The 23,234-nt window shown below is 61.4% G+C and carries 20 protein-coding genes; 5 read left to right on the forward strand and 15 right to left on the reverse strand.

Features of this window, described 5'->3' with window-relative positions:
- Positions 1–47 precede the first annotated feature (47 nt).
- The 3 genes from ACMLHG_RS03170 to ACMLHG_RS03180 are packed head-to-tail and all read left to right on the forward strand — an operon-like array spanning position 48 to position 4,801.
- A complete protein-coding gene (locus ACMLHG_RS03170) occupies positions 48–1,082 on the forward strand; it encodes a hypothetical protein (RefSeq protein WP_417169524.1) in 1,035 nt (344 codons plus the stop codon).
- On the forward strand, positions 1,082–1,840 hold the full coding sequence (locus ACMLHG_RS03175) for a type II secretion system protein (protein WP_417169525.1): 759 nt from the start codon (positions 1,082–1,084) through the stop codon (positions 1,838–1,840). Before ACMLHG_RS03170 ends, ACMLHG_RS03175 begins: the two co-directional genes overlap by 1 nt.
- A 9-nt stretch (positions 1,841–1,849) precedes the next feature.
- Positions 1,850–4,801, forward strand: coding sequence for a hypothetical protein (locus ACMLHG_RS03180; RefSeq protein WP_417169526.1), 2,952 nt, complete (start codon positions 1,850–1,852; stop codon positions 4,799–4,801).
- Between the two features lie 205 nt (positions 4,802–5,006).
- Here the strand turns inward: ACMLHG_RS03180 and ACMLHG_RS03185 are convergent, their stop codons facing one another.
- Both ACMLHG_RS03185 and ACMLHG_RS03190 read right to left on the reverse strand, forming a co-directional pair.
- Positions 5,007–6,710, reverse strand: a complete 1,704-nt coding sequence (locus ACMLHG_RS03185) for an FAD-dependent oxidoreductase (RefSeq protein WP_417169527.1) — start codon at positions 6,708–6,710, stop codon at positions 5,007–5,009.
- A 236-nt stretch (positions 6,711–6,946) separates the two neighbouring features.
- Entirely contained in the window at positions 6,947–8,239 is a 1,293-nt protein-coding gene (locus ACMLHG_RS03190) for an ATP-dependent 6-phosphofructokinase (protein WP_294434847.1), read from the reverse strand.
- 169 nt (positions 8,240–8,408) lie between these two features.
- Here ACMLHG_RS03190 and ACMLHG_RS03195 point away from each other — a divergent pair, with 169 nt between their 5' ends.
- Positions 8,409–8,930, forward strand: coding sequence for a hypothetical protein (locus ACMLHG_RS03195; RefSeq protein WP_417169528.1), 522 nt, complete (start codon positions 8,409–8,411; stop codon positions 8,928–8,930).
- The gene (locus tag ACMLHG_RS03200; RefSeq protein WP_295812703.1) at positions 8,927–10,696 is read left to right on the forward strand and encodes a YgiQ family radical SAM protein; all 1,770 of its coding nucleotides are present in this window, start codon (positions 8,927–8,929) and stop codon (positions 10,694–10,696) included. The genes ACMLHG_RS03195 and ACMLHG_RS03200 overlap by 4 nt, the downstream gene beginning before the upstream one ends.
- 73 nt (positions 10,697–10,769) lie before the next feature.
- Here ACMLHG_RS03200 and ACMLHG_RS03205 read toward each other — a convergent pair whose 3' ends face one another.
- The 13 genes from ACMLHG_RS03205 to ACMLHG_RS03265 form a co-directional block, all read right to left on the reverse strand.
- Positions 10,770–12,656, reverse strand: coding sequence for an alpha/beta hydrolase family protein (locus ACMLHG_RS03205; protein WP_417169529.1), 1,887 nt, complete (start codon positions 12,654–12,656; stop codon positions 10,770–10,772).
- A 58-nt stretch (positions 12,657–12,714) separates the two neighbouring features.
- A complete protein-coding gene (locus ACMLHG_RS03210; RefSeq protein WP_417169530.1) occupies positions 12,715–13,539 on the reverse strand; it encodes an Mrp/NBP35 family ATP-binding protein in 825 nt (274 codons plus the stop codon).
- An 8-nt stretch (positions 13,540–13,547) separates the two neighbouring features.
- Positions 13,548–13,940: a NifB/NifX family molybdenum-iron cluster-binding protein gene (locus ACMLHG_RS03215; protein ID WP_295812711.1), complete on the reverse strand. Its 393-nt coding sequence runs from the start codon at positions 13,938–13,940 to the stop codon at positions 13,548–13,550.
- 87 nt (positions 13,941–14,027) lie between these two features.
- Entirely contained in the window at positions 14,028–14,357 is a 330-nt protein-coding gene (gene hpf / locus ACMLHG_RS03220; RefSeq protein ID WP_294434836.1) for a ribosome hibernation-promoting factor, HPF/YfiA family, read from the reverse strand.
- 50 nt (positions 14,358–14,407) lie between these two features.
- Positions 14,408–15,151: an LPS export ABC transporter ATP-binding protein gene (gene lptB, locus ACMLHG_RS03225; RefSeq protein ID WP_294434834.1), complete on the reverse strand. Its 744-nt coding sequence runs from the start codon at positions 15,149–15,151 to the stop codon at positions 14,408–14,410.
- 109 nt (positions 15,152–15,260) lie between these two features.
- Positions 15,261–17,837: an LptA/OstA family protein gene (locus ACMLHG_RS03230; RefSeq protein WP_417169531.1), complete on the reverse strand. Its 2,577-nt coding sequence runs from the start codon at positions 17,835–17,837 to the stop codon at positions 15,261–15,263.
- A 1-nt stretch (position 17,838) separates the two neighbouring features.
- Positions 17,839–18,357 (reverse strand): KdsC family phosphatase, encoded by a 519-nt coding sequence (locus ACMLHG_RS03235; protein WP_295812422.1) that lies wholly within the window; start codon positions 18,355–18,357, stop codon positions 17,839–17,841.
- The gene (gene kdsA, locus ACMLHG_RS03240) at positions 18,344–19,168 is read right to left on the reverse strand and encodes a 3-deoxy-8-phosphooctulonate synthase (RefSeq protein WP_295812419.1); all 825 of its coding nucleotides are present in this window, start codon (positions 19,166–19,168) and stop codon (positions 18,344–18,346) included. Before kdsA ends, ACMLHG_RS03235 begins: the two co-directional genes overlap by 14 nt.
- Before the next feature lie 85 nt (positions 19,169–19,253).
- Positions 19,254–19,991, reverse strand: coding sequence for a 3-deoxy-manno-octulosonate cytidylyltransferase (gene kdsB / locus ACMLHG_RS03245; protein ID WP_295812417.1), 738 nt, complete (start codon positions 19,989–19,991; stop codon positions 19,254–19,256).
- Positions 19,992–20,064: 73 nt separating this feature from the next.
- Positions 20,065–21,066: a bifunctional heptose 7-phosphate kinase/heptose 1-phosphate adenyltransferase gene (locus ACMLHG_RS03250; RefSeq protein ID WP_417169532.1), complete on the reverse strand. Its 1,002-nt coding sequence runs from the start codon at positions 21,064–21,066 to the stop codon at positions 20,065–20,067.
- On the reverse strand, positions 21,063–21,524 hold the full coding sequence (locus ACMLHG_RS03255) for a hypothetical protein (RefSeq protein WP_417169533.1): 462 nt from the start codon (positions 21,522–21,524) through the stop codon (positions 21,063–21,065). The genes ACMLHG_RS03250 and ACMLHG_RS03255 overlap by 4 nt, the downstream gene beginning before the upstream one ends.
- Positions 21,525–21,585: 61 nt before the next feature.
- Positions 21,586–22,266, reverse strand: coding sequence for a zinc metallopeptidase (locus tag ACMLHG_RS03260; RefSeq protein ID WP_294434821.1), 681 nt, complete (start codon positions 22,264–22,266; stop codon positions 21,586–21,588).
- Positions 22,267–22,300: 34 nt separating this feature from the next.
- Positions 22,301–23,119, reverse strand: coding sequence for an alpha/beta hydrolase (locus tag ACMLHG_RS03265; protein WP_417169534.1), 819 nt, complete (start codon positions 23,117–23,119; stop codon positions 22,301–22,303).
- Positions 23,120–23,234 lie beyond the last annotated feature (115 nt).

Below are 23,234 nucleotides of genomic sequence, written 5' to 3' on the forward strand. Positions count from 1 at the left end.
ACTGTGATATAATTAATACAAACAAAAGCGTATCGATGGGGACATGGATGAGTTCGGGCGGTAAAATACGGAACTTGAATGATCTGGCCAAGCACTTCAACTGCACGGCGATGACCGTTTCGATGGCGTTGCGCGATTCGGAGCAGCTGCCGGTGTCCTTGCGGGAAAAGATCAAAAAATTTGCCCGGGAGAATAATTTCTCACCGCGGAGTTATCATCGACGAAACGCTGCCGCTCCAGCAGAGAGCGGGAGACATTCTTCTCCTCCGGGGCCTCTGCTGATTCTGCACAATGAGCGGTATCAGGAGCCGAATCCCGCGCGGGACCTCACGATGCCGGAAGCATTTCAGAGGTTGAACTGTCGTGGTGTCAAGTACTCGTATGTCGACGTCGCGGAATTCAACCGCAATCCCGGGATGATACGCAACTTTGCGGGGGTTCTCTATTACAATGACCAGCCGATCGAGCTGCCGGACGACATTCCCGTAATGCAACTCTTCGGCTGGACACCGCTACGTTCCCGGCAGGATCGGGTGACGGTCAACGATGTTGAGATCGCGGAAATCGCGGCGAAGTTCTTTCTGAAGGCCGGCGTGAAGCGCCTTGCCATCGTCTGGCGCGATGACATGCTCGATTACTGCAAGGAACATCCGCGCATCACCTGTCTGGAAGAACAGCTCAGACGGGCGGGCATTCCGACCACTCCCCTCAGCTTCTCCCGCAAAGAGAGTAATTTTGTCCCCCGGCTGCAGCACTACTTGAATGAAAAAGGCGGTCAGGCAGGATTCTTCGCCTTCACCGGAGTTTGCGGCTTGATGCTCGCCTGTGCGCTGGAAGGGCTTCAACAGTGGAAATGCTATGCGCCTGCATACGTTCTGGTCTGTGACAACAATGCGCTTCTGAAAGATTTCATGCCGCAGCCCGCCACAATCGATCTGAATTTCTCCATGTTGACGAAGCGGGCAGTCGACGGACTTCTCTGGAGACTGGAAAATCCGGATGCACCCAATACCATCCTCTATCAGTCTCCCAGACTGGAACTGCCGGAACCACCATCAGATAAAACGGAGGAACTGTCATAATGCATCATCCCATCCCATTCAGCCCCTGTCACCCGGCATTGCCGGCCTGTGTGAAAAAAACATTCACGCTTATTGAACTTCTAGTTGTAATTGCGATCATTGCAATTCTGGCATCCATGCTGCTTCCGGCGTTGAATCACGCGAGGGAAAATGCAAGAAGTTCCCAATGTATGAACAATTTGCGACAGACCTCCACCTTCATGCAGCTCTACGCGCTGGACAACAACCATCTTGCAATCGCGGCCCGCGGCACCGGCACACCGTGGATCGCCATGCTGTATGAAGGCAAATATGTCAAATCCAAAACTGACAAACTCTGTTACTGTCCTTCCCTGCCCTACGATACCAGTATTTCAAACCTGCACCTGCAGACCTTCGGCACCCTCTGGATGCGCTGGGATGACGAGGAAAAACACTGGGATAGATACGGGCACGGGAAATTCCGCACCTTCAATCAGAGCAACTTCAATCAGCCGAACAACGCCATGTGTTATGTCACCACCCGGGTCCGCAACCCCTCCACCATGCCGCATTTTGCCGACACCAAGGTGATTTCAGGAACGAAACCCTATCACGGAACCGCCAATCTTCAGATGTATTCGTCTTCCACCGAATTCCTCTCGCTCCATCACCAGAATACCGCCAACGTCGCCTTCTTCGACGGACACGCCTCACGGACCACCCTGAATCGTCTGGCGGAACTTGGAGTCCGCTTCGTCACGACCGCGGAAGAAGTTCGCCTGCAGTTGATTTTCTAGGAGTCCGCCGTGAAACATAAACTCTTCCTGTTTCTCCCGACACTCATCTGGGCGGCCCTCCCGGTATCGGGCTCCGCTGCCGGAGCTCGCGGCACTCTCTTCGACGCGGCCGAACAGCAACCGGCCAGACTCTGGAAACCGGAGCAGAAAGCGACCTGTCAGAGCGGTCTCCTTGACCTGCACTGGGACCCCGGTCGGAACAATATCTGCATCGTCAGCTTTCCCCGCCGGAAAGAGTTGCCGATTCCCGCATTCGACGAGGCGAACTGCCACATCGAACTGGAACTGCCGCCGAATTCGCCGGTGGATAATTTCAATCTCCGGTTCGTCGACTCCCGCAATGAGGTATTTCAATGGCGGATACCGTTCCGAGTGGGGAAAAACGGAATGCGGGAACTCAATATGAAGCTCACTCCGGAGAATTTTTTCACCTCCTTTCAGGGAAACGCGGATGGAAAGATCGATTTCCCGCTCTGGTTCTTCTCCATCACCGCCAGTGCCCCAAAAGGGAGCGGCAAAGTGTCGCTGAAGTTGAAAAAAATCGAATTTGAATCCACCCGCAAAACCGCACTCCACGAAATGCGGTTCGATCTGGAAACCGGGAATCCTCCGCGCGTGTTGCTCCCCGGCCGGGAAAAGGAGCTGAAATTTCAGTTGCACAATCCCGGTTCCCAGCCACTGGTCTGTGACGCCACCTTCACTCTGCGGGACTCCTTCGGCCGGACGATCTCTCTGCCGAAGGAACATATCCGGATTCCGGCCGCGGACACGCTCACCCGGACCCCGGCGGTCACTCTGCCTGCACGCGGCATCTGGTATGTCACGCTCCGCCTGGAACAGGAAGGCGGCGGCTATGCAGAACAGGTCCGCAGTTTCGCTTGCATGATTCCAGCCGGAGTGCAACAAACACCCGCACCTGCCGATGCATTTCTTTTCGGCGTCTGTATTCCCTCCATCAGCCGTCCACAGGTATTCGAGCGCGAAGCGGAAACCGCCGCATTGTGCGGCGTCACCGCACTTCGGGCCAACTTCCGCTGGCGGGACATGGAGCGGAAACCTGGCCAGTGGGACCTCTCTGTTCAGGAGAAACTGTTGGCAGCTTACGGGAAGTACCGAATCGAAGTACTCCCCATCCTTTCCAACCCGCCGGTCTGGTCGCGCAGCAGCGGTCCGAACAGCACACCGGATTTCACCGATTGGCGAAACTATGTGGGACGAATGTTCAAACAGTTCCGCGGCCGGATCCGTTTCTGGGAGATCTGGAACGAACCGGACCTGCGCAGCTTCGCCGAATTCGGTCCCGCCGACTACGTACAGCTGCAAAAAATCGCCCGGGAGGAACAGCGTCGAGAGGCGCCGGAAAGTCGTCTCCTCTCCGGCGGCTTCGCCACGATGCTTCCGCATAAAAACATCAAACCCGGCTTTCAGGAATACGTTTTGAAACATGCGCAGGAGTACTTCGACATTCACGCATTTCACGGCCACTGCAGTTATCCGCGCTATCTGGAACAGATCCGGCGATTGCACGCCGCCCGTACCCGGTTCGGCATCACCGTTCCCTGGTATGCCAATGAGACCGCAGTCTCCTCCCTCGGTATCGGCGAACGGGGGCAGGCGGAAACCCTCGCCAGAAAATTTCTCTACTCCTGGTCGGAAGGAGCGATCGGTTACAACTGGTACAATTTGCGGAACAACGGCACTGATCCAGCCAACCCGGAGTTCAACTACGGGCTGGTCACGGAGGATTTCTATCCACGGGCGGCCTATGTCGCCTACAATACGCTGGCTACGCTGTTCCGTGGCAAACGGTTCGTCACCCGCCTCACAGCACCCGCCGAAACCAGATTACTGGAGTTTGAAGGCAACGGTGACCGGGTGCTTTCTCTCTGGCTGGAATCCGCCGCAGGGAATGAAAAGAACATCCTGCTGCGAAGCGATGCAACCCGGGCGGAAGCGGTCGACCTGATGGGGAATCGGCGCACGTTGCCGCTCTCCGGCGGACTGCTACAATGGAACGTCTCCGCAACGCCGGAATTTCTCCTGTTCCACAACTGCCGCCGCCTGGAGTATGGCGGAGATCTCCTGCGTTGCAAAGTGCCTCCGTATCTGCTTCCCGGTTGCCCGGCAGCGGCATCGGTGAACTGCCTCAATCCCTTTTTGCATCCGGTCACTCTCCATCTGGAGTTGTCGGGAAAAGAACTGACCGTTTCTCCGGTGACCGCGACCGTCGCGCTCGCGCCCGGCGAGACGAAGGAGGTTCCGCTCGAACTCTCCGCCGCCGGAACCGGGCCCGTTCTGAACGTAACGGCTGTATGGCCGAACGGAAAGGCCGGTACGGCAAAACCGCTCCACGTAGCGCATCTCATTTCGCGCCGCCATCAGCCGGCGGAGTGGGACTTCCAGCTGGATCAACCGCGGCAGGTCCAGTCGCTCTTCGACGCCGATCCCGGCAACACCCACCGCCTGTGGCGCGGTCCACAGGATCTTTCCGCCAAGATCCGGTTGAGCGCCTCGGCAGACAAACTGTTTCTGACCGTGGAAGCCGCCGATGACAAACACTCGCAACCATTCCATGACAGCGATATCTGGAAGGGGGATTCTCTCCAGTTTGCATTTGCCCTGCCGGAACAAAAGGGGCTGTGGGTGGCAGGAGCGGCGCTGAGCGATACCGGTTCTGCCGAGAGCTGGGTCTGGGAGGCGCCGGAGGGCTTCGCCGCAGAACGGCGGGCCCCCGCCTGGAACGTCTCTGCGGAACGCCACGGAACCGTCACCAGGTACTCGCTGGCAATCCCCCTCCGTTCCGTCGGCCTGACCCGGGAACAGCTCACCCGGGGGCTTCGATTCAACCTGTTGCTCAATGACAACGACGGAGAAGGACGGGACGGCTGGATTCAGCTGGAGGACGGAATCACCTCGCACCGTGATGCGGCCCGTTTTCCTCTGGTGGTATTCGAACCATGACAATCCGGAAAATCGGCAGAGGGCGCCGGGTCAAGCGCCGCTCTGCCTGGGAAACAGGGCGTTTGGTCGCAGCCACCGCCCTCCCCGGGCGGTTCATGCCATAGTATACCGCCGCAAAAGCAAATGTCAAGCCTAATTATTAGATTAATCTAACTTTTCTTATAAAAAGAGTCCCCGCCCGCAGTGCGGGCAGGGAAAAGTACGCTTAGAATACGTCGAAGGAGAAGACTCTTGAAGCGCCGCCGCCCCACGCTTCTCCGGCGACGAACCGGAACTCCCGGCAGCGGCAGGGCGCGCCGGAGAGTTTCACATACCGGTGACGGTTTTCAGCGACGGAGGCGAACTCCTTCCACTCGCCGCCGTCGCGATATTCCAGCCGGAACGAGCGGGGCAGCAACGCGGGCATCTCGTGGCACTCGCCGGAGGTTTCGACGTTGCGCTGCCGCTTCAAGTCCGAGAGATCGCTGTCGAACACCAGCCGCACCCCATGGACCGTCTCTTCATCAGCGAAACGGTAGACCGCCGCCTCGCCGGGAGCGAATGAAACGCCGTGTTCGCCGTCGTCCCAGTCGCGGTCCCAGCCGTCGCGCAGAATCTCGCAGTTCGTCTCCGCCCGGAGCGTCAGTTCCGGAATCCGCCGTTTCGCATTCGGGATGAACTGATCCTGATCGAGCAGTGTCTGGCGCAGTTCCTCGATATGGTGCTCCCAGACTCCCCGCGGCGTCTCGCCGGTGCGGAGCGCAATCGCGGCGGCGGTGCCTACCGCCTGCCCCATCATCGCGGTGGTCGCCATCACCCGGGTCGAACTCATCGCCATGTGCGTGGTCGAAATCTGCCGCCCGGCGAAGAAAAGATTGTCGATGTTCACCGAATAGAGCGAACGATAGGGAATGCCGAACGGGGACGGCGCCGGATGGTAGATCGTCGGCGGCCCCGGATAATAGATCGCTTCCGGATGGTGATCGTCCATCGTCCAGCCGCCGTAACAGACCGCATCGGGAAAGTCGCCGCCCGCTTCCACCTCCTTCTGCGAAAGCGTGTGGTCGCCGACAAAACGGACGCTCTCGCGCTTGCCCGGCAGTGAGCCGATCCAGTCGAGCTCCCACTCGTGTCCGCGCCCATCGGGGTGATTCTTGATGTACTCCCAGACGCCGTAGGCAATCCGGTAGAGTTCATCGCGGATCTCCTCGGCGTCGGCGATGGTGTCGCGCACTCCGCCGAACTCCATCCACCAGAAGTTGTTCCCTTCCGGCATCAGGTGCCGCTTCGGCGCGGTCTCGTCGGTGTAGTGGTAGGCCCACTCCGGCGCCCGGAACGGACGGTGGGTCTTCGTCCGCCGCAGCTGGATCAGGATCGAATTGCCCATCGTCTTCTTGTCAGCCTGTTTCGGCGCGTGCGGCTCGTCGAACTCATCGCGCGATTCGCGCCCCATCCGGTACTTCGCTCCGGAAAGCCGCAGAATGCCGTCTCCGGAACAATCCGCAAAGAGTTTCCCCTCCACGCGATAGCGGGTGTACTCCACCAGGTTCCACGCAGTCACCGTGCAGATTCTGCCGTTCTCGACCTCGACGGACTCCACCGAGGAGTTGAGCAGCATCGAGAGGTTCTCCTGCTGACGCACGAAGTTGTACATCACATCGTCCCACATGGTATAGTGCAGTTCCGGATTGAAATAGAGGTTGTCCAGCTGGAGCTCCTCCAGCAGACCGGTCTCCTTCCGGTTCGGCCCGTGCGCTCCGCAGATCCACATCCGGATCTCGCTCGACGCATTGCCGCCGAACATCGGCCGATCCTGAATGATCAGCGTCTTCGCCCCGTTCCGCGCTGCGGCCACCGCGGCACACAACCCGGCCATTCCGCCTCCGACGACCACAAAATCCGCTTCCACTCTCTTTTCGCACACCACCATAGCATTCCCTCCCCGGTGTCATCACCGCTGGTTATTTTTTTTCACAATACCCGTTTTCCCATGCTTTCTCAAGTCAGTTTTTTGAAAGTTCGGCAGTTTTTTATTTTTGTTTCACAATGCAAAACAAAAATCAAGTAATACAATTATATATTCGCATAAATTTAAAAATAATGTTCCGACGCCGGGGAAATCAAGGCAAAAAAAGGAGGGCGGGCAGCCCTCCTTTTTTTGACCGGTCAGCGGTAGCACTTCCAGGTGACCGACTTCACACTGTCCCAGAGGCTGGAGTTGATGTCGATCTTCTTGCGCGAACTGGTTGCCACCGGAATCGGCACATGGGTGAACCGGTCGTTCCAGTGGCCGATGACCACATCGGTCCGGCCCGCCATCGCCGCATGCACCGCGTGCTGAGCGAGCATTTCGCAGAACACCGCGTCGGTACCGTGCGCGGGAAGACTGCGGATGAGATAGGAGGGGTCGAAATACTTCACGCTCAGATCGAGCTTGATCTCCTTGCCCCAGGCGGTAATCTTCTCCTGCAGGAACTCGCCGATGTTATGATGCAGCACGTTGCCGGATTTGTCGCGACGGTTGGACTCCTCTTCGAAGAGATGCTGGCCAGCGCCTTCCGAAACGATGATCACCGCGTGTTTGCGTTCCCGCAACCGCCGTTCGAGGCTCGGCAGCAGGGCATGTTCCCCTTCGTAGAGGCTGAAGGGATCCTCCGGCACCAGGCAGTAGTTGACGTGGGTGTTCGCCAGCGTCGCATAGGCGGCGATGAATCCGGAGTCACGCCCCATCACGTGGATCAGGCCGACCCCGTGCGGCGTCCCCTTCGCCTCGTTGTGCGCGGCGGAGATCACCGAATTGGTCGCGTAGACCGCCGTCTCAAAACCGAAGGTCTTGTCGATGTAATTGATGTCGTTGTCGATCGTCTTCGGGATGCAGACCACGCTGATGTTCAATCCGCGCCGCTCGACCTCCTTGACGATGTCGTGGGCGCAGCGCAGCGTGCCGTCGCCGCCGATGCAGAAGAGGATCTTGATGTTCATACGCTTGAGCGTCTCGACCATCACCACCTCATCCTGCCGGCCGCGGGAACTGCCGAGCACGGTTCCGCCGACCTCGTGGATGCTGTCCACCGAATCGGGGGTCAGCATCATCGGCTCATGCCCGTATGCGGGGATCAGCCCCTGATAGCCGTAGCGGATGCCGAACACAATCGGCACGTTGTAACGCAGCATCAGCGTGCGGGTCAAACCCTTGATGACGTCGTTGAGCCCGGGGCAGAGCCCGCCCGCAGTCAGGATCGCGGCATGGGTCCACGCCGGATCGTGATAGATCTTCGCACGCGGCCCGGCCTGCTCAAACGCGCTGAGTTTGCCGGTGGAAGTATACTCTTCAATCACCTCCCGGGAGTCCTTGCCGTAAATGACGGTGGAATCCTCGGGAATGAAACCGACTCCGTTGAGGGGCGAATCGATCGTCGCCTCACCGAGGTGTTTTACAGTAAAATCGGGGTTGGGCATTTTTACATCTCTCCAATTCGGGAATATTGGATTCCATATCACGGAGTTTATAAAATACTCCCGTTTTCGGAAAAATTCAACCGCTCCAGCCGGCCGGAGACTTGATTTTAACCGGAAATTGCTTTATATTGCCAGCAACGTACAAACTTGATTTCCGGAGTATTCCAAGATGAAATTTCTATCAGTCATTTTTGCATTCGCCGCGGCCGGGATGCTGTCGCTCTCCGCGGCGACGCTCGCCTTCCGGGGCGGAGAAATTCTCGCCGCCCAGCTCTCCACCGCCCGCCCGTCGATCAACGGAGAAGATCGCTTCGCCTACCCGAACGATCTCGACCGGAAGATCTATGCGGCATTGACCGTACGCATGACTCCGGGGCGGGCCCTCAGCGTCTACGATTACTCGCTGGAGGCCTTCGGCCGCCCCTCCCCCTGCGTGGCCATCCGCGCCGGCAGCGGCAGCTTCCAGGCCGGGAAGTGGGAATACGCCAATCCGGACGCCCAAAGCAGCTACACCCTGCTGTTCGTCCTTGACGGCCGCCAGGTCGGTCTGCAGAAGGTGGAAAATCTGACCTTGAAGGCGAACTTCCCGCCGCCGGAACGGGCGGAACAGCAGGTCCCCTTCGTCAACCTCGGCAGCCGCCCCTTCCCCACCACCGTTCCCGCCGACGGGATCATGCAGGCCAGACAATGAAATCGATCCGTCAACCCGAATTTCTGCCGACGACCCGCGAGGAGATGCTCGCCGCCGGCTTCGATGAGCTGGACATTCTCCTGATCACCGGCGACTGTTACGTCGACCATCCCTCCTTCGGCGTCTCGATCATCGGGCGGCTGCTGATCGACTGCGGTTACCGCGTCGGTCTCATCGCCCAGCCGGACTGGCGCGATCCGGAAGCGCTCAAGGTGATGGGGCGCCCCCGCATCGGTTGCGGCGTCACCAGCGGCAACATGGATTCGATGGTCAACATCTACACGGTGGGTCGCCGCCTCCGCCGCGACGACTGCTTCTCCGAAAACGGCGAGACCGGCAAGCGGCCGCCGCACGCGCTCACCGTCTACGCCCAGCTGGTCCGCCAGGCGTTCCCCGGGATTCCGGTCATGCTCGGCGGGCTGGAGGCGAGCATGCGGCGGATCGTCCACTACGACTACTGGCAGGACAAGCTCCGCCCCTCGGTGCTGGTCGATTCGAAGGCGGACATCCTCGTCTACGGCATGGGGGAGCGCCCCACGCCGGAGGTGTTCCGCCGCTTCGCCGAAAACGCCCCGCTCGACGGCATCCGCGGCACCGCCCGGCTGCTCGGGAAGAAGGCGGCGGAGGCGTTCGAGCCCGGTGACGCCTATCTGGAACTGCCGAGCCTCGAAGAGACCCTCGCGAACAAGGACGCGCTGATGACCGCCACCAAACTGGTGGAGGCCGAGATGAACTTCCAGAGCGGCCGCGGGTTCTATCAGCGTTACGGCGACCGGCTGCTGGTGGTCGAGCCGCCGCCGGAACCGCTGACAGCGGAGGAGCTCGACCATGTCCACGAACTGCCCTACGCCCGGCTGCCTCATCCGAAATACAAGGGGAGAATTCCGGCGTTCGAAACGATCAAGGATTCGATTCAGGCGGTGCGCGGCTGTCCCGGCGGGTGCGCCTTCTGCGGGCTGGTCGCCCACCAGGGGCGGCACGTGATGAGCCGCAGTGAGGACTCCATTCTGCGCGAAGTCGACGAAATCTCGAAGAAACCCTTCTTCCGCGGCACGATCAGCGACGTCGGCGGCGCGGCGGGGAACATCTACCAGAGCCGGTACGATCTCGACCGCTGCAAGCGGTGCAAACGTTCGAGCTGCCTCTTCCCGGTGCCCTGTTCGACCTACATCTGCACCGGGCGGGAGATCGTTCACATGCTGCGGCGAATCCGGAACCACCCGAAGGTCAAGCATGTCTACATCAACTCCGGCATCCGGCTCGATCTGGCGCTGCGCCAGCCGGAACTGCTGCGGGAGATCATCGCCCACCATGTCTCCGGCCACCTCAAGGTCGCACCGGAGCATCTGGACCCCAAAGTGCTGAAACTGATGCGCAAGAGTCCCGCCGAGGAGTTCTACCGCTTCATGGAGATCTTCGAGAAGCTCAGCAGAGAGTGCGGCAAGGAGCAGTACCTCATTCCGCTCTTCATCTCCAACTTCCCCGGCTGTACGGAAAAGGAGATGAAGACGGTCGACGACTTCCTCGAAAAGCACCATTGGAGTTTGCAGCAGGTGCAGGATTACATCCCTCTGCCGATGACCATGGGCGGCGCGATGTACTACACCGGCAAGGCGCCGGACGGCACGCCGATTCCGGTCAACCGCGGGCTGGCGGAGCGCCGCCCCCAGATCGAAGTGCTCAAAAAGAAGCGTTCCGGCCCGGCGGCGCACCGGGGAGAATTCCGCCGCAGGCCGCCGCAGAAAGGCAATGCGAACAGGCGCTGAACCTCCGCATCATGAAGACACACAAAACGGGCCGGAGAAATCCCCCCGGCCCGTTTCTTTTGCAATCTCTTGCTCAATCCCCCGAAAGGCGGACGCCCTTTTCCCGCAATGCGCGATAGAGGTCCGGCAGATCGGTTACCGCCAGCATCCCGGGGAACATGTTCGACTGCGGGAACGGCGTCGACTCCGCCTGCACCACCTCCGCCAGCGATTCCGGCCGGTCGAGCAACTGCAGTTCGGCAACCCGGTCGCTGAGCAGTGCCGCAAGAACTCCGGGCACCACGCCGACGCCGCGGGCCGTCAGCGCAATGCGCCCCTCCCCTTCCGGGTTGAGCAAAAGACACGCCGCCATGATGTCGCGGACCCGTCCGCCGAGATACGGCTCGCCGAGCAGCAGTCCGAGCGAGGCGAAGTGGTAGTCAAACTTGTAGGGACCGAAGAAATCGCGTTTGCCCTGATCGCACCCCTCCGGCATCGATTCGCCGACGCCGCGGTAGTCGAGCGCAAACCCCGGCCGGCTTCCATCGGCAAGTTCGTCGAAGGAAGACTGGTGAGGCAGGTAGAGCGGAATTTTCCCCGTTTCACGCTCCGGCAGGTGGAACCACTCCCCGCGATCGACATAGGAGAGCGTCACCCGCATGCCCGGTTCGGTTTCAAGCAGGAACCGCGAAAACCGCACCTCGTTCCCCGCCGGCCGGGAACGCAACACCCGGTAGTTCGGAATCGCAACCTCGCCGAGCTTCAGGCACGAACGCAACTTCCGCGCCAGCTCCGGCGCCGGAAGCGTCTCCCGGGTGCGGATCAGTTCCGCCGCCCGTTCGCGGACAAAGCACTGAATCCGCCGGTTCTCCGGCAGGTCGCAGACGTTCCCGGCGGGGGTGCACCAGAGCTCCTTTTCCGGGAACGGCGCCACAGAGGAGATCTCCCGCAACTCCACCCCCGCATGGCGGCAGAAGAAAGCAACCACCCGCTCGCGCAGGTGCGTCGACAGCCCGTGTCCGACCGGGCCGATGAAACACTCCACCTCGTTTTCGCGCCCGAGAATCCGGTAGACGCGACGAAGTTCGTCATAGCATTCCAGCGTGCCGCGGGGATCGAAGAAATCGTTCCGCTGGCCGCAGATGAGCAACGGGCGCGGCGCCGCGGCAAAGAGCATATCGGCCATCTCACCGCCCGCCGCCGCCAGTCCCGGCGGAGTCTGCTCGGCGTCGACCGGCAATTCGTTTTCGACGTGGCGCCACCAGCGGGTGATGTAGCAGCAGGGAGCGGCCATGGTGATCCGGTCGTCCAGCGCATTGACGTAGGTGGTGAGCGTGCCGCCGCCGGAGTTGCCGGTCACACCGACCCGGGTGGAATCCACCTCGGGCCGCGCCAGCAGCCAGTCCAGAGCGCGCACCGCGTCGAACGCCCGCCAGGTGCCGAAAAACGCCCCTGTGAGCAACAGCTGCTTGCCGTACATATTGTGCTCGTGGGTGCAGTTGCGACAGAGCGCTTCGGCTTCCGGAATGTTGCGGAACTGCCCCCGCTCCCCCTGCCCGACCGGGTCGGGGATCAGCACGGCAAATCCGCAGAGCGCCAGCGCCTGCGCCGCCATCTGATAGGTGTCGCCCGCCTTGCCGGTAGCGGAGTGTCCGCAGACAAAGAGCACCGCCGGCAGTTTGCCCGCAACCTTCTCCGGCAGATAGTAGTTCGCACTCACCCAGTAACCGGGGCGGCTCTCATAGAGGAGCTTCTCCACCGTGAAGCCGTTTCCCTGCAACCGGCCGGTCATCCGCGCAACCGGCTCGCCGGAGTGTTCCGGCAGTTGAAACGACTGCCGAACCCGTCGGCGGGCGTCTTCGATGTACGCCCGCGCCTGCCCGGGTTCCGTCACGCCGCGCAACCGGTCGGCACGCGCCGCCATGTTGGCGCGGAACCGTTCGACATAAAACTCCTGCACCACATCCCCGAATTTCGCCATGCTGAACGCTCCTTTTGTTCTTTTCCGGCGCCGGAACCTGACAGTTTTACCGCTCCGGTCAGAGCACCGCTTCGGCCACCCGGGCCATCTCTCCGGAAATCACCGCATTTTCCGCCAGTCCTTCCGGCAGTTCCCCTGCGTCACAGCGCTGGAGGAAGAGCGGATCCAGCGGCAGCTGCGCCAGCAGCGGCACCTTCGCCCCGGCCGCCAGCCGGGCTCCGCCCCCCTGCGAGAACAGCGGATGACGATGGCCGCAGTCCGGACAGACGAATCCGCTCATATTCTCGACAATCCCCGCCACCGGCACCTTGACCTGATGGCAGAAATCGATGCACTTGCGGCAGTCCGCCAGCGCGACCTCCTGCGGCGTAGTCACCACCACCGCCGTCTTCTCACAGTCGATCAGCTGGCAGGCGGAAAGTGATTCGTCACCGGTCCCCGGCGGGAAGTCGAGCACCAGCACATCCAGTTCGCCCCAGTCGACCTCTTCGAGCAGCTGTTTGACCGCGCCCATCTTCACCGGGCCGCGCCAGATGATCGCCCGGTCGGGGTCGTCGAGCAGCAACCCGATCGACACCAGTTTCACCCCGGCGACCTCGAGCGGTTCCATCCCCTGCTCGGTCCCGCACATGCGCAGATGAGTGACGTTGAACAGCGTCGGCTGCGAGGGACCGTGGAAATCCACATCCAGCAATCCGACCTTCTTGCCCATCTTCGCAAGCGTGACCGCCAGCGAAGCCGCCACCGTGCTCTTGCCGACTCCCCCCTTGCCGGAGAGAACCAGCACCGCCTTTTTCACGTTTTTCAGCAACGGCTCGTGCTTTTCCTCGGAGCAGTTCCCCTTCGAAGCACACCCTTCACAATTTCCGGAACAAGTGCTCATGTTTCGCCTCAGTGCTTGCAATGGCCGCCGCAATGGCCGCCGTGTTCGTGCCCCTCACCGTGATCGTGGTGGTGCGAACAGGTAAAATCGGTCGCAAATTTCAGCGTTCCGTTGAGGTACCCGGTCACCACCGCGTCAACCGTGCCCTGCACGCCGGCAACCAGCTTGATCCCCTCCTCGGCGAGCGCCTGCTGCGCCCCGGCGCCGATTCCGCCGCAGATCAGCAGATCAACGCACAGATCCCGCAGAAATCCGGCCAGCGCGCCGTGCCCGGAGTCTCCGGTCGGCAGCACCCGCTTCCCGCGGACCACACCCCCTTCAATCTCGTAGACGGTGAATTCCGGCGTATGACCGAAATGCTGAAATACCTCTCCATTCTCACTGGCAACTGCAATCAACATAGCCTCATATCCCCTGTTTTCAATGGAAACGGCCCGAATCACCCGATTCAGGCCGTCTGCTCTTTTTCCATCATGCCGGAGTCGGAATTACTCCGCCTTCGGCTCCGCCTCGCGCATCGGCTGCGCCTGATGATCGCGAATCTTCGCCCGAAGCGTCGTCAGCTGAGAATCGATCTTCAGCAACGCCGCATCGAACGACTTGTAAAGGTCGAAATCCTCCACTTCCGCCGGCACCACGTGGTACTTGCAGTTGACCACGATGCTGCTCTTGAACCGGTTTTTCTCCCGATCCATCACGACGTTGACGGATGTGACGTTCAACGCCTTATCCTCAAGCAGCGTCTCTATATGCTTCTCCACGTATTCGCGGATCGACGGGGTAATCTCGAATTGACGACCGGTTACCGTAATGTTCATATGCACCTCCTTATGGCTCAAACCGGAATCTCTTCCCGGTTCATGTCGTTTTACATGGAAAACTGCGGCCCGAGATAAATTTCCCGCGCCTGTTCGTCGTTGACCAGAAATTCGCTCGGCCCCTCCACCAGAATCTTCCCCTGGCACATCAGATAGGCCCGGTCCACCACCGACAGCGTCTCGCGCACGTTGTGGTCGGTGATCAGAATCCCGAGGTTGCGCTCCTTGAGCTGCAGAATGATCTGCTGAACATCGTAGACCGCCAGCGGGTCCACCCCGCTGAACGGCTCGTCGAGCATGATGAACGACGGATTCGTCACCAGCGCCCGCGTGATCTCCAGCCGCCGCCGCTCGCCGCCGGAAAGCGTCATCGCTTTCTGCTTGGCCAGACGGGTCAGCTCCAGCTCTTCCAGCAACGCCTTGCAGCGCTGCCGGCGCTCCGCCGACGAAATCGCCAGCGTCTCGAGAATCGCCATGATGTTCTCTTCGACCGTCAGCTTGCGGAAGATCGACGGCTCCTGGGCGAGATACCCCATCCCCATCCGGGCGCGCTTGTACATCGGCATGTGCGTGATGTCCACCCCGCGGAAGCTGATGTCGCCGGAATCCGGCCGGATCAGCCCCATGACCATATAGAAACTGGTCGTCTTGCCGGCCCCGTTGGGCCCGAGCAGACCGACCACTTCGCCGGCCTTCACCGAAATCGAAACATCGCTGACCACCCGGCGGCCGTGATAGGTCTTCACGAGCTTTTCCGCCCGGATCAGATCTTCGTGTTCATTCTGTCCGTTCATCTCTTTCTCACCTCAAAACTCCGCCGCCGGCATCCGTGGCTCCCCGTTGCGGCCTGTTACTATTATACACCTACTTTGCCGCCGGTCAAGCGGAAAATTCAGGAAATCCTCATAATTTCAGCGATTCCCCGATATCAACCACGGTGTTGCCGAGCACTTTCATCGTCTCGTTGGCCAGATCGACCAGAATCCGGTCGCCGGAAATGCGTCCGCCCTGCGCACTCATCCACGGGCGGGACTCCGGCGTTCCGGTCATGATGATCTTTTTATCCTCCACCCGGTAGTCGGCCTGTTCGCCGCCGGCGCGCTGCAGTTCACCCTCCTTGGTGCGGCGCGAAATCTCCACATTCCGCTTGCAGAGCACCCGGGCAAGTTCCAGCGTGTCGGTGAGCGCAATCCGGGCCGGAACCGAGCCCTTCGCCGGAGCCTCCGTGCTGAACGGGTCGGCATCGGGATCCTCCTCCACCGGCGGCTTGACCACCGGAGCGGCCGCGGCCTGCTGCGGCACGCTCTTCCGCGTGAAGAGGTACATGTCTTCGCACTTGAGCGTGCCCTGATCGTCCACCAGGCTCACCTTGTCGTGGAATTCGGATTCGTTCTTCACCAAGTCGACGATGCCGCGCTCAGCCCGCAGCGTGCGCGGCCCCTTGGAGTTGCCGAGCATGTTGCCGAACGGGTTGGTCGGATCCTTCGCCGCACGCCCTTCCGCCGCGGTGTCCGGCCGGTTGACCATCTCCAGATTGCCCTCGCAGACGATCTTCGCCAGCCGGGTCCCGTTGGACTGGAACACCGCCGAATCCGCCTGTTCGCCCGGCTTGAGCTCTTCGAAGTTCAGCGTCATCCGGTCGGTCGAGAGATCGGCCCGGGGATCCTGCGAACGGACATTGCCGATGCAGATCACCTTGCTGACGAACTTCTCCGCAGACTTGCCGCCGTCGAAGTCGAGCGCATCGCCGATTCCGGCGGATTTCTGTTTCTTCGCCGCAGTCGCACCGCCCTTTTCACTCAGATAGATCTCCAGCCGGTCGCAGTCGAGCGACATCCGGGGATCGCGCACCTTGACATTCCCCTGAAACACCAGCTTGTTCCCGCCGTAATTGAGGTCGCTCGAGTCGGAGGTCACCTCCGTCTTCGGCGGCGCGGCCTTGCCGCTTTTCTCCGCGGGAGCGGCGCAAAGCGTAATCCGGCTGTCCTGCGGCGCGAGCAGACGCTCCTCGTCGAGGAAAATCACCAGCTCCTTCCCGGTCAGCGTCTCCGAACCGCGGGTGATGGTCGGCGCCGCCCCGGTCATCGTGATCTTGCGCTGATCGTATTCGAAAACCGCACGGTCCGATTTCGCCTGTTCACCCGGCAGCAGTTTCCCGGAGGCGTCCTTGCGGGTCACCTGCACGCCGCCGGAGCACTGAATCCGGTCGAGCTCCCGGCTGCTTCCGCCGAGATCGGGCATGCCGGTGAGGGAGCCGGAAGATTCCGTCGTCTTCGCCACCGCCTTCGCACCGGGCACCTCCCGGAGAATCACGCGCATCCGGTCGCAAAGCAGCTCCATGCGCGGTTCATCCACCCGGACATCCCCGAGGAAATCACTGCAATTGTTCCGATAATCCATATGCGCCGACTTCGACCGCACAGTCATCGGCCCGGCGGCACGTTCATCCTTCTCCGGCGGCTGGGAGATCACGACCCGGCAGTCGTCGGTGACGGTCGCGCGCTGCTCCTCCTTGAAGAGAACGATGTTCCGCCCGCTGATCGACTCGCCGCCCCGCACGATCCGCGGATACTCCCGGTCGCCGGAGAGCGTCACCGACGCGGACTTCACATCGTAGACCATATGGTCGGCCAGCGCCTTCTGCTCGCCCGCGCGGAGCTCCTCCGCCGAAAGTTTGCGGGAGATCACCACATTCCCGTCGCAGAGAATGCGGGAGACCCCCTTCATGTTCTCGTTCTCGATGCCGGCGGCGGAAGCGACCGCCGCCTCGCCGCGGTTCCCCGCGCCCTTCCGGTCGAGGAAGATGGTCATGCGCTCGCAGGTCACCCCGGAACGCTCCTCGTCCACCTTGACGTTCCCCATCAGAATCACCTGGTTGCTGCCCAGATCGATCAGCAGCGAATCGCCGGTTGCCGTGATGAATTCATACTTCTCCGGCAGTTTCGCGCCGGCGGCAAAGAGTTTGCGCGGGTCGCTGCCCGCCATCCGGACCACAATCCGCACGTCGGATTTCACCAGAATCGTCCGCTTGTCGAAATCCGCCTCGAATCCGATGCCATCCAGATCGAGCAGCGGCGAACGGAAGTGCACCGGTTCATTGCCGGCCGCCATCCGGTTCTCCTGATCGACGTCGGCCCGCGGAGAACTCATGATCCCTTCGCTGTAGAGACGCTCCTTCCAGAATCCGACGATCTCCGGCAGTCCCGAGTTGAGCGGGTAGAGCTTCACCCCCCAGCCGTCCTTGATCGAATCGATGTCCGCGCCCCGCCGGATCAGGTCCAGCAGCACGTTGCTGCCGACCATCAGCCGCCCCTGCCGCGACGCCTTGTCGAAAAAGGCCATCGACTGCAGCACCTGCTTGTTGTAGAGCGGCAGTTTGGCGTGCGAAAGCACCAGCCCGCGCAGATCCTCAAGATCGCCCGCTCCCCGCAACGCCAGGGCACTTCCGGCGAGCAGAGCGGCGAAAATCAACTTCTTCATATCATCTCCTGTAACGTTCGAGCTGGGAATCCAGCGTTCCCTGCTCCATCATGAGGCGGCGCATCACTTCGCAGACCGCACCGTGTCCGCCGGGAGTTTGCGTGCGGAAATCGGCCACCTCGTCCAGCTCCGGCACGCCGTCCGCCACCACGACGGCGACACCGGCGCGCCGCATGACCGGCATGTCGATCAGATCGTCACCGACATAGAGACACTCCTCCGGCTTGAGCCCCTGCTCCGCGAGCAGACGTTCAAATCCTTCCAGCTTATCCTTGCAATTCTCGTAGCAGAAACTCAACCCGAGCTCCTCCGCCCGACGACGGTTTGCCCGCGAGCCGCGACCGGAGAGCAGCCCCACCTTGAGCCCGGTACGAAGCGCCATGCGCATCCAGTGCCCATCCCGCAAATGGAAAAATTTGATCTCCTCTTCCGCGCCGTATCCGGCACGTCCGTCCGTGAGGACTCCGTCGACGTCAAGCACGACCGCCTTGATATTCCGAAATGCTTCAGCAGAAATCATGGATCTGTTTCACCTTGCTTAAAATTTCACGAATCTGTTTGAAATTAAGTGAATTCGGCCCATCGGACCAGGCTTCATCCGGCCGCGGATGCACCTCGGTGAACAGGACGTCGATGCCAACCGCCGCCGCTGCACGGGCCAGTGGCGCAATAAATTCTCGCCGTCCACCCGAAGCGTTTCCCAGCCCGCCGGGAAGTTGCACCGAGTGGGTCGCGTCGAACACCACCGGCACGCCGAAGCCGCGCATCGTCACCAGCGAACGCATGTCCACCACCAGATTGTGGTAGCCGAACGTGGTGCCTCGCTCGGTCAGCATCACCCGGTTGTTCCCGGTCGAACGGACCTTCTCCAGCGCGCCCTGCATATCTTCCGGAGCCATGAACTGCCCCTTCTTGATGTTGACCGGCCGCCCGGAACGCCCGGCCGCGTGCAACAGATCGGTCTGACGGCAGAGGAAGGCCGGGATCTGCAGAAAATCCGCCACTTCCGCCACCCGCGGAACCTCTTCGCTCTCATGCACGTCGGTGATGACCGGCACGCCGTAACGCTCCTTGACCGCCGCCAGATACTCCAGCCCGCGCTCCAGCCCCGGGCCGCGGCGCCCGCCCTCGCTCGAGCGGTTCGCCTTGTCGTAGGAGGCCTTGAAAATATACTGCACATTCAGCTCGCCGCAGAGATCCCGGAGGTAGTCCGCCACCTCCAGACAGAGCTCACGGGTTTCGGCCATGCACGGACCGCCGATCAGAGTGAGACGCCCGTCGCCGATCACCAGACTGCCGTACTGAATCGGAGTAATCGAATTCTTTTCCATATCGTCTGCTCCCATACTCCCTTCGGGAAGTCCGCCGGAGTGCTCCGTAAACCTGCCGAAGGAGGGTTAATATTTCACGAAAACACTAAGTTGTTTCCCGCAGTTTCTTCTCCGCCGCGGCCAGGTCGGCGGGGGTGTCGACCCCGATGCTCTCCAGATTGGAAAGATGCACGTAGATCCGGATGCCGTTCTCCAGCGCCCGCAGCTGTTCGAGCTTTTCGCAGTTCTCCAGCCGCCCCGGCGGCAGTGTCACAAACTTCTCCAGCACCTCCCGCCGGTAGGCGTAGATGCCCCAGTGCAGATAGACCGGCGCCTCCACCCCGCCAGTCCGCAGAAACGGAATCATCGACCGGCTGAAGTAGAGCGCAAAATGCGCTTCGTCGAACACCACCTTGACATTGTTTTCCGTCATCGTCTGCCGGTTCCCCGGCACCGCGACGGTCGCCATCCCGATTTCCGGACGGTTCCGCATGAGATCGATCAGTTCGTCGATCACCGAAGTCGGGATCAGCGGCTCATCCCCCTGCACGTTGACGACAATATCGACCGGCTCACCGACCAGCCGGACCGCCTCCGCAATCCGGTCGGTGCCGGAGGGATGGCTTTCGGCGGTCATCACCGCCCGCCCGCCGAACGACTCGACCGTGTCGCGGATCGCTTCATGATCGGTGGCGACCAGAACCAGATCGGCCTTCGATGCGGCCGCCTTCTCGTACACATGCTGCACCAGCGGTTTTCCGCACAGCAGCGCCAGCGGCTTCGCCGGAAACCGGGTGCTCGCATAACGCGACGGAATCACCACCGCAACCTTCGCCTGACTCATTGCCGACTCCTCTCTCTGCCTCGCGGCAGCAAACAGTTCCCATTCAAACAGGGAGCCGCTCCGGCCCCCTCTCCTATTCCGGCAGAACCGCCTCCAGCTCCTCGAAGCGAACCGGGACAGTCCCCATCTTGCCGACCACCACGCCCGCCGCAAGATTGGCCAGTTCAGCCGCCTCCACCGGCGTCGCGCCGGAAACCAGCGAGAGCGCAAAGGTGGCGGTCACCGTATCCCCGGCGCCGGAAACGTCAAACACCTCCCGCGCCCGGGTGGGAATCACCTGCGGCCGCAGAGAACGGTCATACAGCGCCATCCCCTGCGCAGCAAGGGAGATGAGCAGATGCTCCGGCTGCCAGCTCTCCATCAATCGTGCCGCCGCCTCGCAAAGCGCCGCATCCGTAGCAGGATCTCCGCCGGGACCATCCTCGACGCCGGCGAGCGCAAACGCCTCCACCCGGTTGGGTTTCATCACCGTGATTCCCCGAACCGGCTTCATGCTCCCCGGCTTCGGATCGAGCGCGGTCACCACCTTCGCCCGCCGGGCTTCGGCGACCACCTCTTCGAGCATCCACTCGGCGAGCATCCCTTTGCGGTAATCCTCAAAAATCACCGCGTCGAGCTCCCCGTTGCGGATCTGATCGACAATCCGGTTGACCATCCGCCGCCGGATGGCGTCATCCACCGGGTGCACATCCTCGTAGTCCTCGCGGCAGAGCTGCTGCGCGCCAGCGATCACCCGCCGTTTCTCCGTGGTGCGCCGGGAGGGATCCCGCTCGACCGCGTCACAGCGAATCCGGTATTCGGCGAGCGAGGCGAGCAGTTCATCCGCCGTCGGGTCGTTCCCGACCGTGCCGAAAGCGTGTGCGTGCGCGTTCAGCGTCGCGACGTTGCGCATCACGTTGGCCGCGCCGCCGAGGCAGCTGGTCCGCCGGTTGACATTCACCACCGGCACCGGCGCTTCCGGAGAGATCCGGGTCACCTTGCCCCAGAGGTAGACATCGAGCATCATATCGCCGAGCACCGCAATGCGGCATTCGGGGAAATGCGAAAGAATGGCATGAAATTTGGTCGCGCTCATCTCTTCTCCACCGGCGTGATCAGTGAATTCACGTAGAAGGAGGTGTCCAGTTTTCGCTCGCGACAGAGGGTCTCGCCGCTCCGAATCCGGGCGAGAATTCCGGTGAATGCCCGGACATCCTTCTGCAGAGAGGCGATCTCATCACTGGTAAGATCCGCGGAATTCTCCCGCAGATAGGTGGCGAGCAGATTCAAATTCCACATCACCAGACGGGCTTCCAGCTCCGCGGTTTCGCCGTTCGGCTTGAGAGAGTTGCCGAGGTTTCGCGCCCCATCGAACGATTCGAGCAGATGAAGCCGGCGGGCCTGGAGCGCCATCGCGTCCTCCCTCTGCAGATAGGCGGGAATGCTCACCGCCAGAACAATTTCCGCCAGCACGATCGCGAAAAAAATCACCACCGCGAGCGCCGCGACATAGTCTCGTTTAAATTTTGCTGAAAACTGAATTTCGTTCGCCACGCCGGACGCTCCTTTCCACAACAGTTGTCAACGGGCAATATACATCCACAACCGCCCTTTTTCAATCCCGGCGGCTGAAGACCCCCGCCCTCCACAGGTAATACAGCAGCGTCAGCAGCGCCGTAACCGCCGAGGCGACGTAGGTCAGAAAAGCGGCATTGAGCACCTCGCCTGCGCCGCGCTCCTCTTCGGGAGAAACGATTCCGGCGCTGACCATCAGCTTCTTGGCGCGCGCGGTGGCGTCGAACTCCACCGGCAGCGTGACCAGGGCGAAAATCACCGCCGCGGAAAAGCAGACGATCCCCAGCCAGACCATCGGCATCGAATGGAGCAGCATCCCGATCACGAAGAAGATGTAGGCCCCGGGACTGGCGAGGTTGACCAGCGGCACCAATGTGCTGCGCAGCCCGAGCGGACCGTATCCGGTCGCATGCTGGATCGCGTGCCCCGCCTCATGGCAGGCGACGCCGATCGCCGCCAGGGAATCGCTCGAGTAAACCGATTCCGAAAGCCGCAACACCCGGCCGGTCGGGTCGTAGTGATCGGAGAGGAAGCCGGAGGTCATCTCGATGCGCACCCCGGTCACCCCCGCGTAATCGAGCAGCATCGCCGCGGCGCGGGCGCCGGTAATCCGTCTTTCGGAAGGGACCTGCGAATACTGATCGAATGCAAGCTTGGTTTTGAGCGAAGCCCACAGCGCCAGCAGCATGCCCGGCAGCAGGAACAGAAAATACATCGCCATCAGAAAAGTTCTCCTGTTTCAGAGCTCCGGCCGGTCAGACCCGGGCGGGGAAGCCGCAGTTTTCCACCAGGAAACAGCCGGCCAGCTCCGGCCACTGCGCCACGTCGCGCATGGCGGGAGCCAGCCCCAGCCCGTGATGCCCGTGCGGGAACACGTGCACCTCGGCCGCCACTTTGTTCTTCCAGAGTTCCCGGGCGAAAGCGAGCGAGTTCTCCACATTCACGCAGGTATCCTCTGCGGTGTGCCACAGGAACGACGGCGGAGTGTCGGCAGTCACCCGCGTCTCCAGATTGAGCCGCTTCGCCTCCGGAGCGCGCACCCCCTCCTTCCCGAGCAGGTTCTCCCCGCTGCCGAAGTGGCCGAACGGTTCGGTCAGATCGATGACCGCGTAGCAGAGAATCAGCGCGTCCGGACGGGGCGAAACCAGATCCGCCGCATCATTTGCGGTGGAATCGACCTCATCATAAAGCGTTCCGGTGGAAGCGCAGAGGTGGCCGCCGGCGGAAAATCCGAGCGTGGCGATCCGGTCCGGAGCGATCCCCCACTCCGCGGCGCGGCTGCGGACCAGACGGACCGCCCGCAATGCGTCGCGCTGAGGCGCCGGATAGCGGTAGGGCGCCACGCGGTACTGCAACACGAAGGCGTGGAAACCCATCTGATTGAACCGTTCGGCGATCGGGCCGGCCTCGTGCGGCGCCCGGTTGCAGTAGCCGCCGCCGGGGAAGACGATCACGCACCCCCGGGGATCCCCGGTGTTTTCGAGCAGATAGGGTTCCAGATACGGCGCGAAATCATCTTCCGGCCTGCCGGTGCCGGCGGATTCCATGCTTTTCCACAAAAAGATTTTTCCCATAATGAAGCAAAGCCCCTTCGTTTCCTGTGTTCTGTTTTCTTTTTAAAATAACGCGCGGGCGCGCATTATGCAAGACTGCCGGAGAGGGAAAAACCGCGTTTGACGGAATTTTATC

Origin of the sequence: Victivallis sp. (assembly GCF_048170485.1) — a bacterium.
Taxonomy (GTDB): domain Bacteria; phylum Verrucomicrobiota; class Lentisphaeria; order Victivallales; family Victivallaceae; genus Victivallis.

What these genes read in the sequence shown, in the direction of transcription:
- ACMLHG_RS03200 (WP_295812703.1), top strand. Translation starts at nt 8,927, where the DNA reads ATGAAATCGATCCGTCAACCCGAATTTCTGCCGACGACCCGCGAGGAG.
- ACMLHG_RS03175 (WP_417169525.1), top strand. Translation starts at nt 1,082, where the DNA reads ATGCATCATCCCATCCCATTCAGCCCCTGTCACCCGGCATTGCCGGCC.
- ACMLHG_RS03210 (WP_417169530.1), bottom strand. Translation starts at nt 13,539, where the DNA reads ATGAGCACTTGTTCCGGAAATTGTGAAGGGTGTGCTTCGAAGGGGAAC.
- hpf (WP_294434836.1), bottom strand. Translation starts at nt 14,357, where the DNA reads ATGAACATTACGGTAACCGGTCGTCAATTCGAGATTACCCCGTCGATC.
- ACMLHG_RS03185 (WP_417169527.1), bottom strand. Translation starts at nt 6,710, where the DNA reads ATGGTGGTGTGCGAAAAGAGAGTGGAAGCGGATTTTGTGGTCGTCGGA.
- ACMLHG_RS03265 (WP_417169534.1), bottom strand. Translation starts at nt 23,119, where the DNA reads ATGGGAAAAATCTTTTTGTGGAAAAGCATGGAATCCGCCGGCACCGGC.
- lptB (WP_294434834.1), bottom strand. Translation starts at nt 15,151, where the DNA reads ATGAACGGACAGAATGAACACGAAGATCTGATCCGGGCGGAAAAGCTC.
- ACMLHG_RS03260 (WP_294434821.1), bottom strand. Translation starts at nt 22,266, where the DNA reads ATGGCGATGTATTTTCTGTTCCTGCTGCCGGGCATGCTGCTGGCGCTG.
- ACMLHG_RS03250 (WP_417169532.1), bottom strand. Translation starts at nt 21,066, where the DNA reads ATGAGCGCGACCAAATTTCATGCCATTCTTTCGCATTTCCCCGAATGC.
- ACMLHG_RS03235 (WP_295812422.1), bottom strand. Translation starts at nt 18,357, where the DNA reads ATGATTTCTGCTGAAGCATTTCGGAATATCAAGGCGGTCGTGCTTGAC.
- ACMLHG_RS03195 (WP_417169528.1), top strand. Translation starts at nt 8,409, where the DNA reads ATGAAATTTCTATCAGTCATTTTTGCATTCGCCGCGGCCGGGATGCTG.
- kdsA (WP_295812419.1), bottom strand. Translation starts at nt 19,168, where the DNA reads ATGGAAAAGAATTCGATTACTCCGATTCAGTACGGCAGTCTGGTGATC.
- ACMLHG_RS03190 (WP_294434847.1), bottom strand. Translation starts at nt 8,239, where the DNA reads ATGCCCAACCCCGATTTTACTGTAAAACACCTCGGTGAGGCGACGATC.
- ACMLHG_RS03170 (WP_417169524.1), top strand. Translation starts at nt 48, where the DNA reads ATGAGTTCGGGCGGTAAAATACGGAACTTGAATGATCTGGCCAAGCAC.
- ACMLHG_RS03205 (WP_417169529.1), bottom strand. Translation starts at nt 12,656, where the DNA reads ATGGCGAAATTCGGGGATGTGGTGCAGGAGTTTTATGTCGAACGGTTC.
- ACMLHG_RS03230 (WP_417169531.1), bottom strand. Translation starts at nt 17,837, where the DNA reads ATGAAGAAGTTGATTTTCGCCGCTCTGCTCGCCGGAAGTGCCCTGGCG.
- kdsB (WP_295812417.1), bottom strand. Translation starts at nt 19,991, where the DNA reads ATGAGTCAGGCGAAGGTTGCGGTGGTGATTCCGTCGCGTTATGCGAGC.
- ACMLHG_RS03215 (WP_295812711.1), bottom strand. Translation starts at nt 13,940, where the DNA reads ATGTTGATTGCAGTTGCCAGTGAGAATGGAGAGGTATTTCAGCATTTC.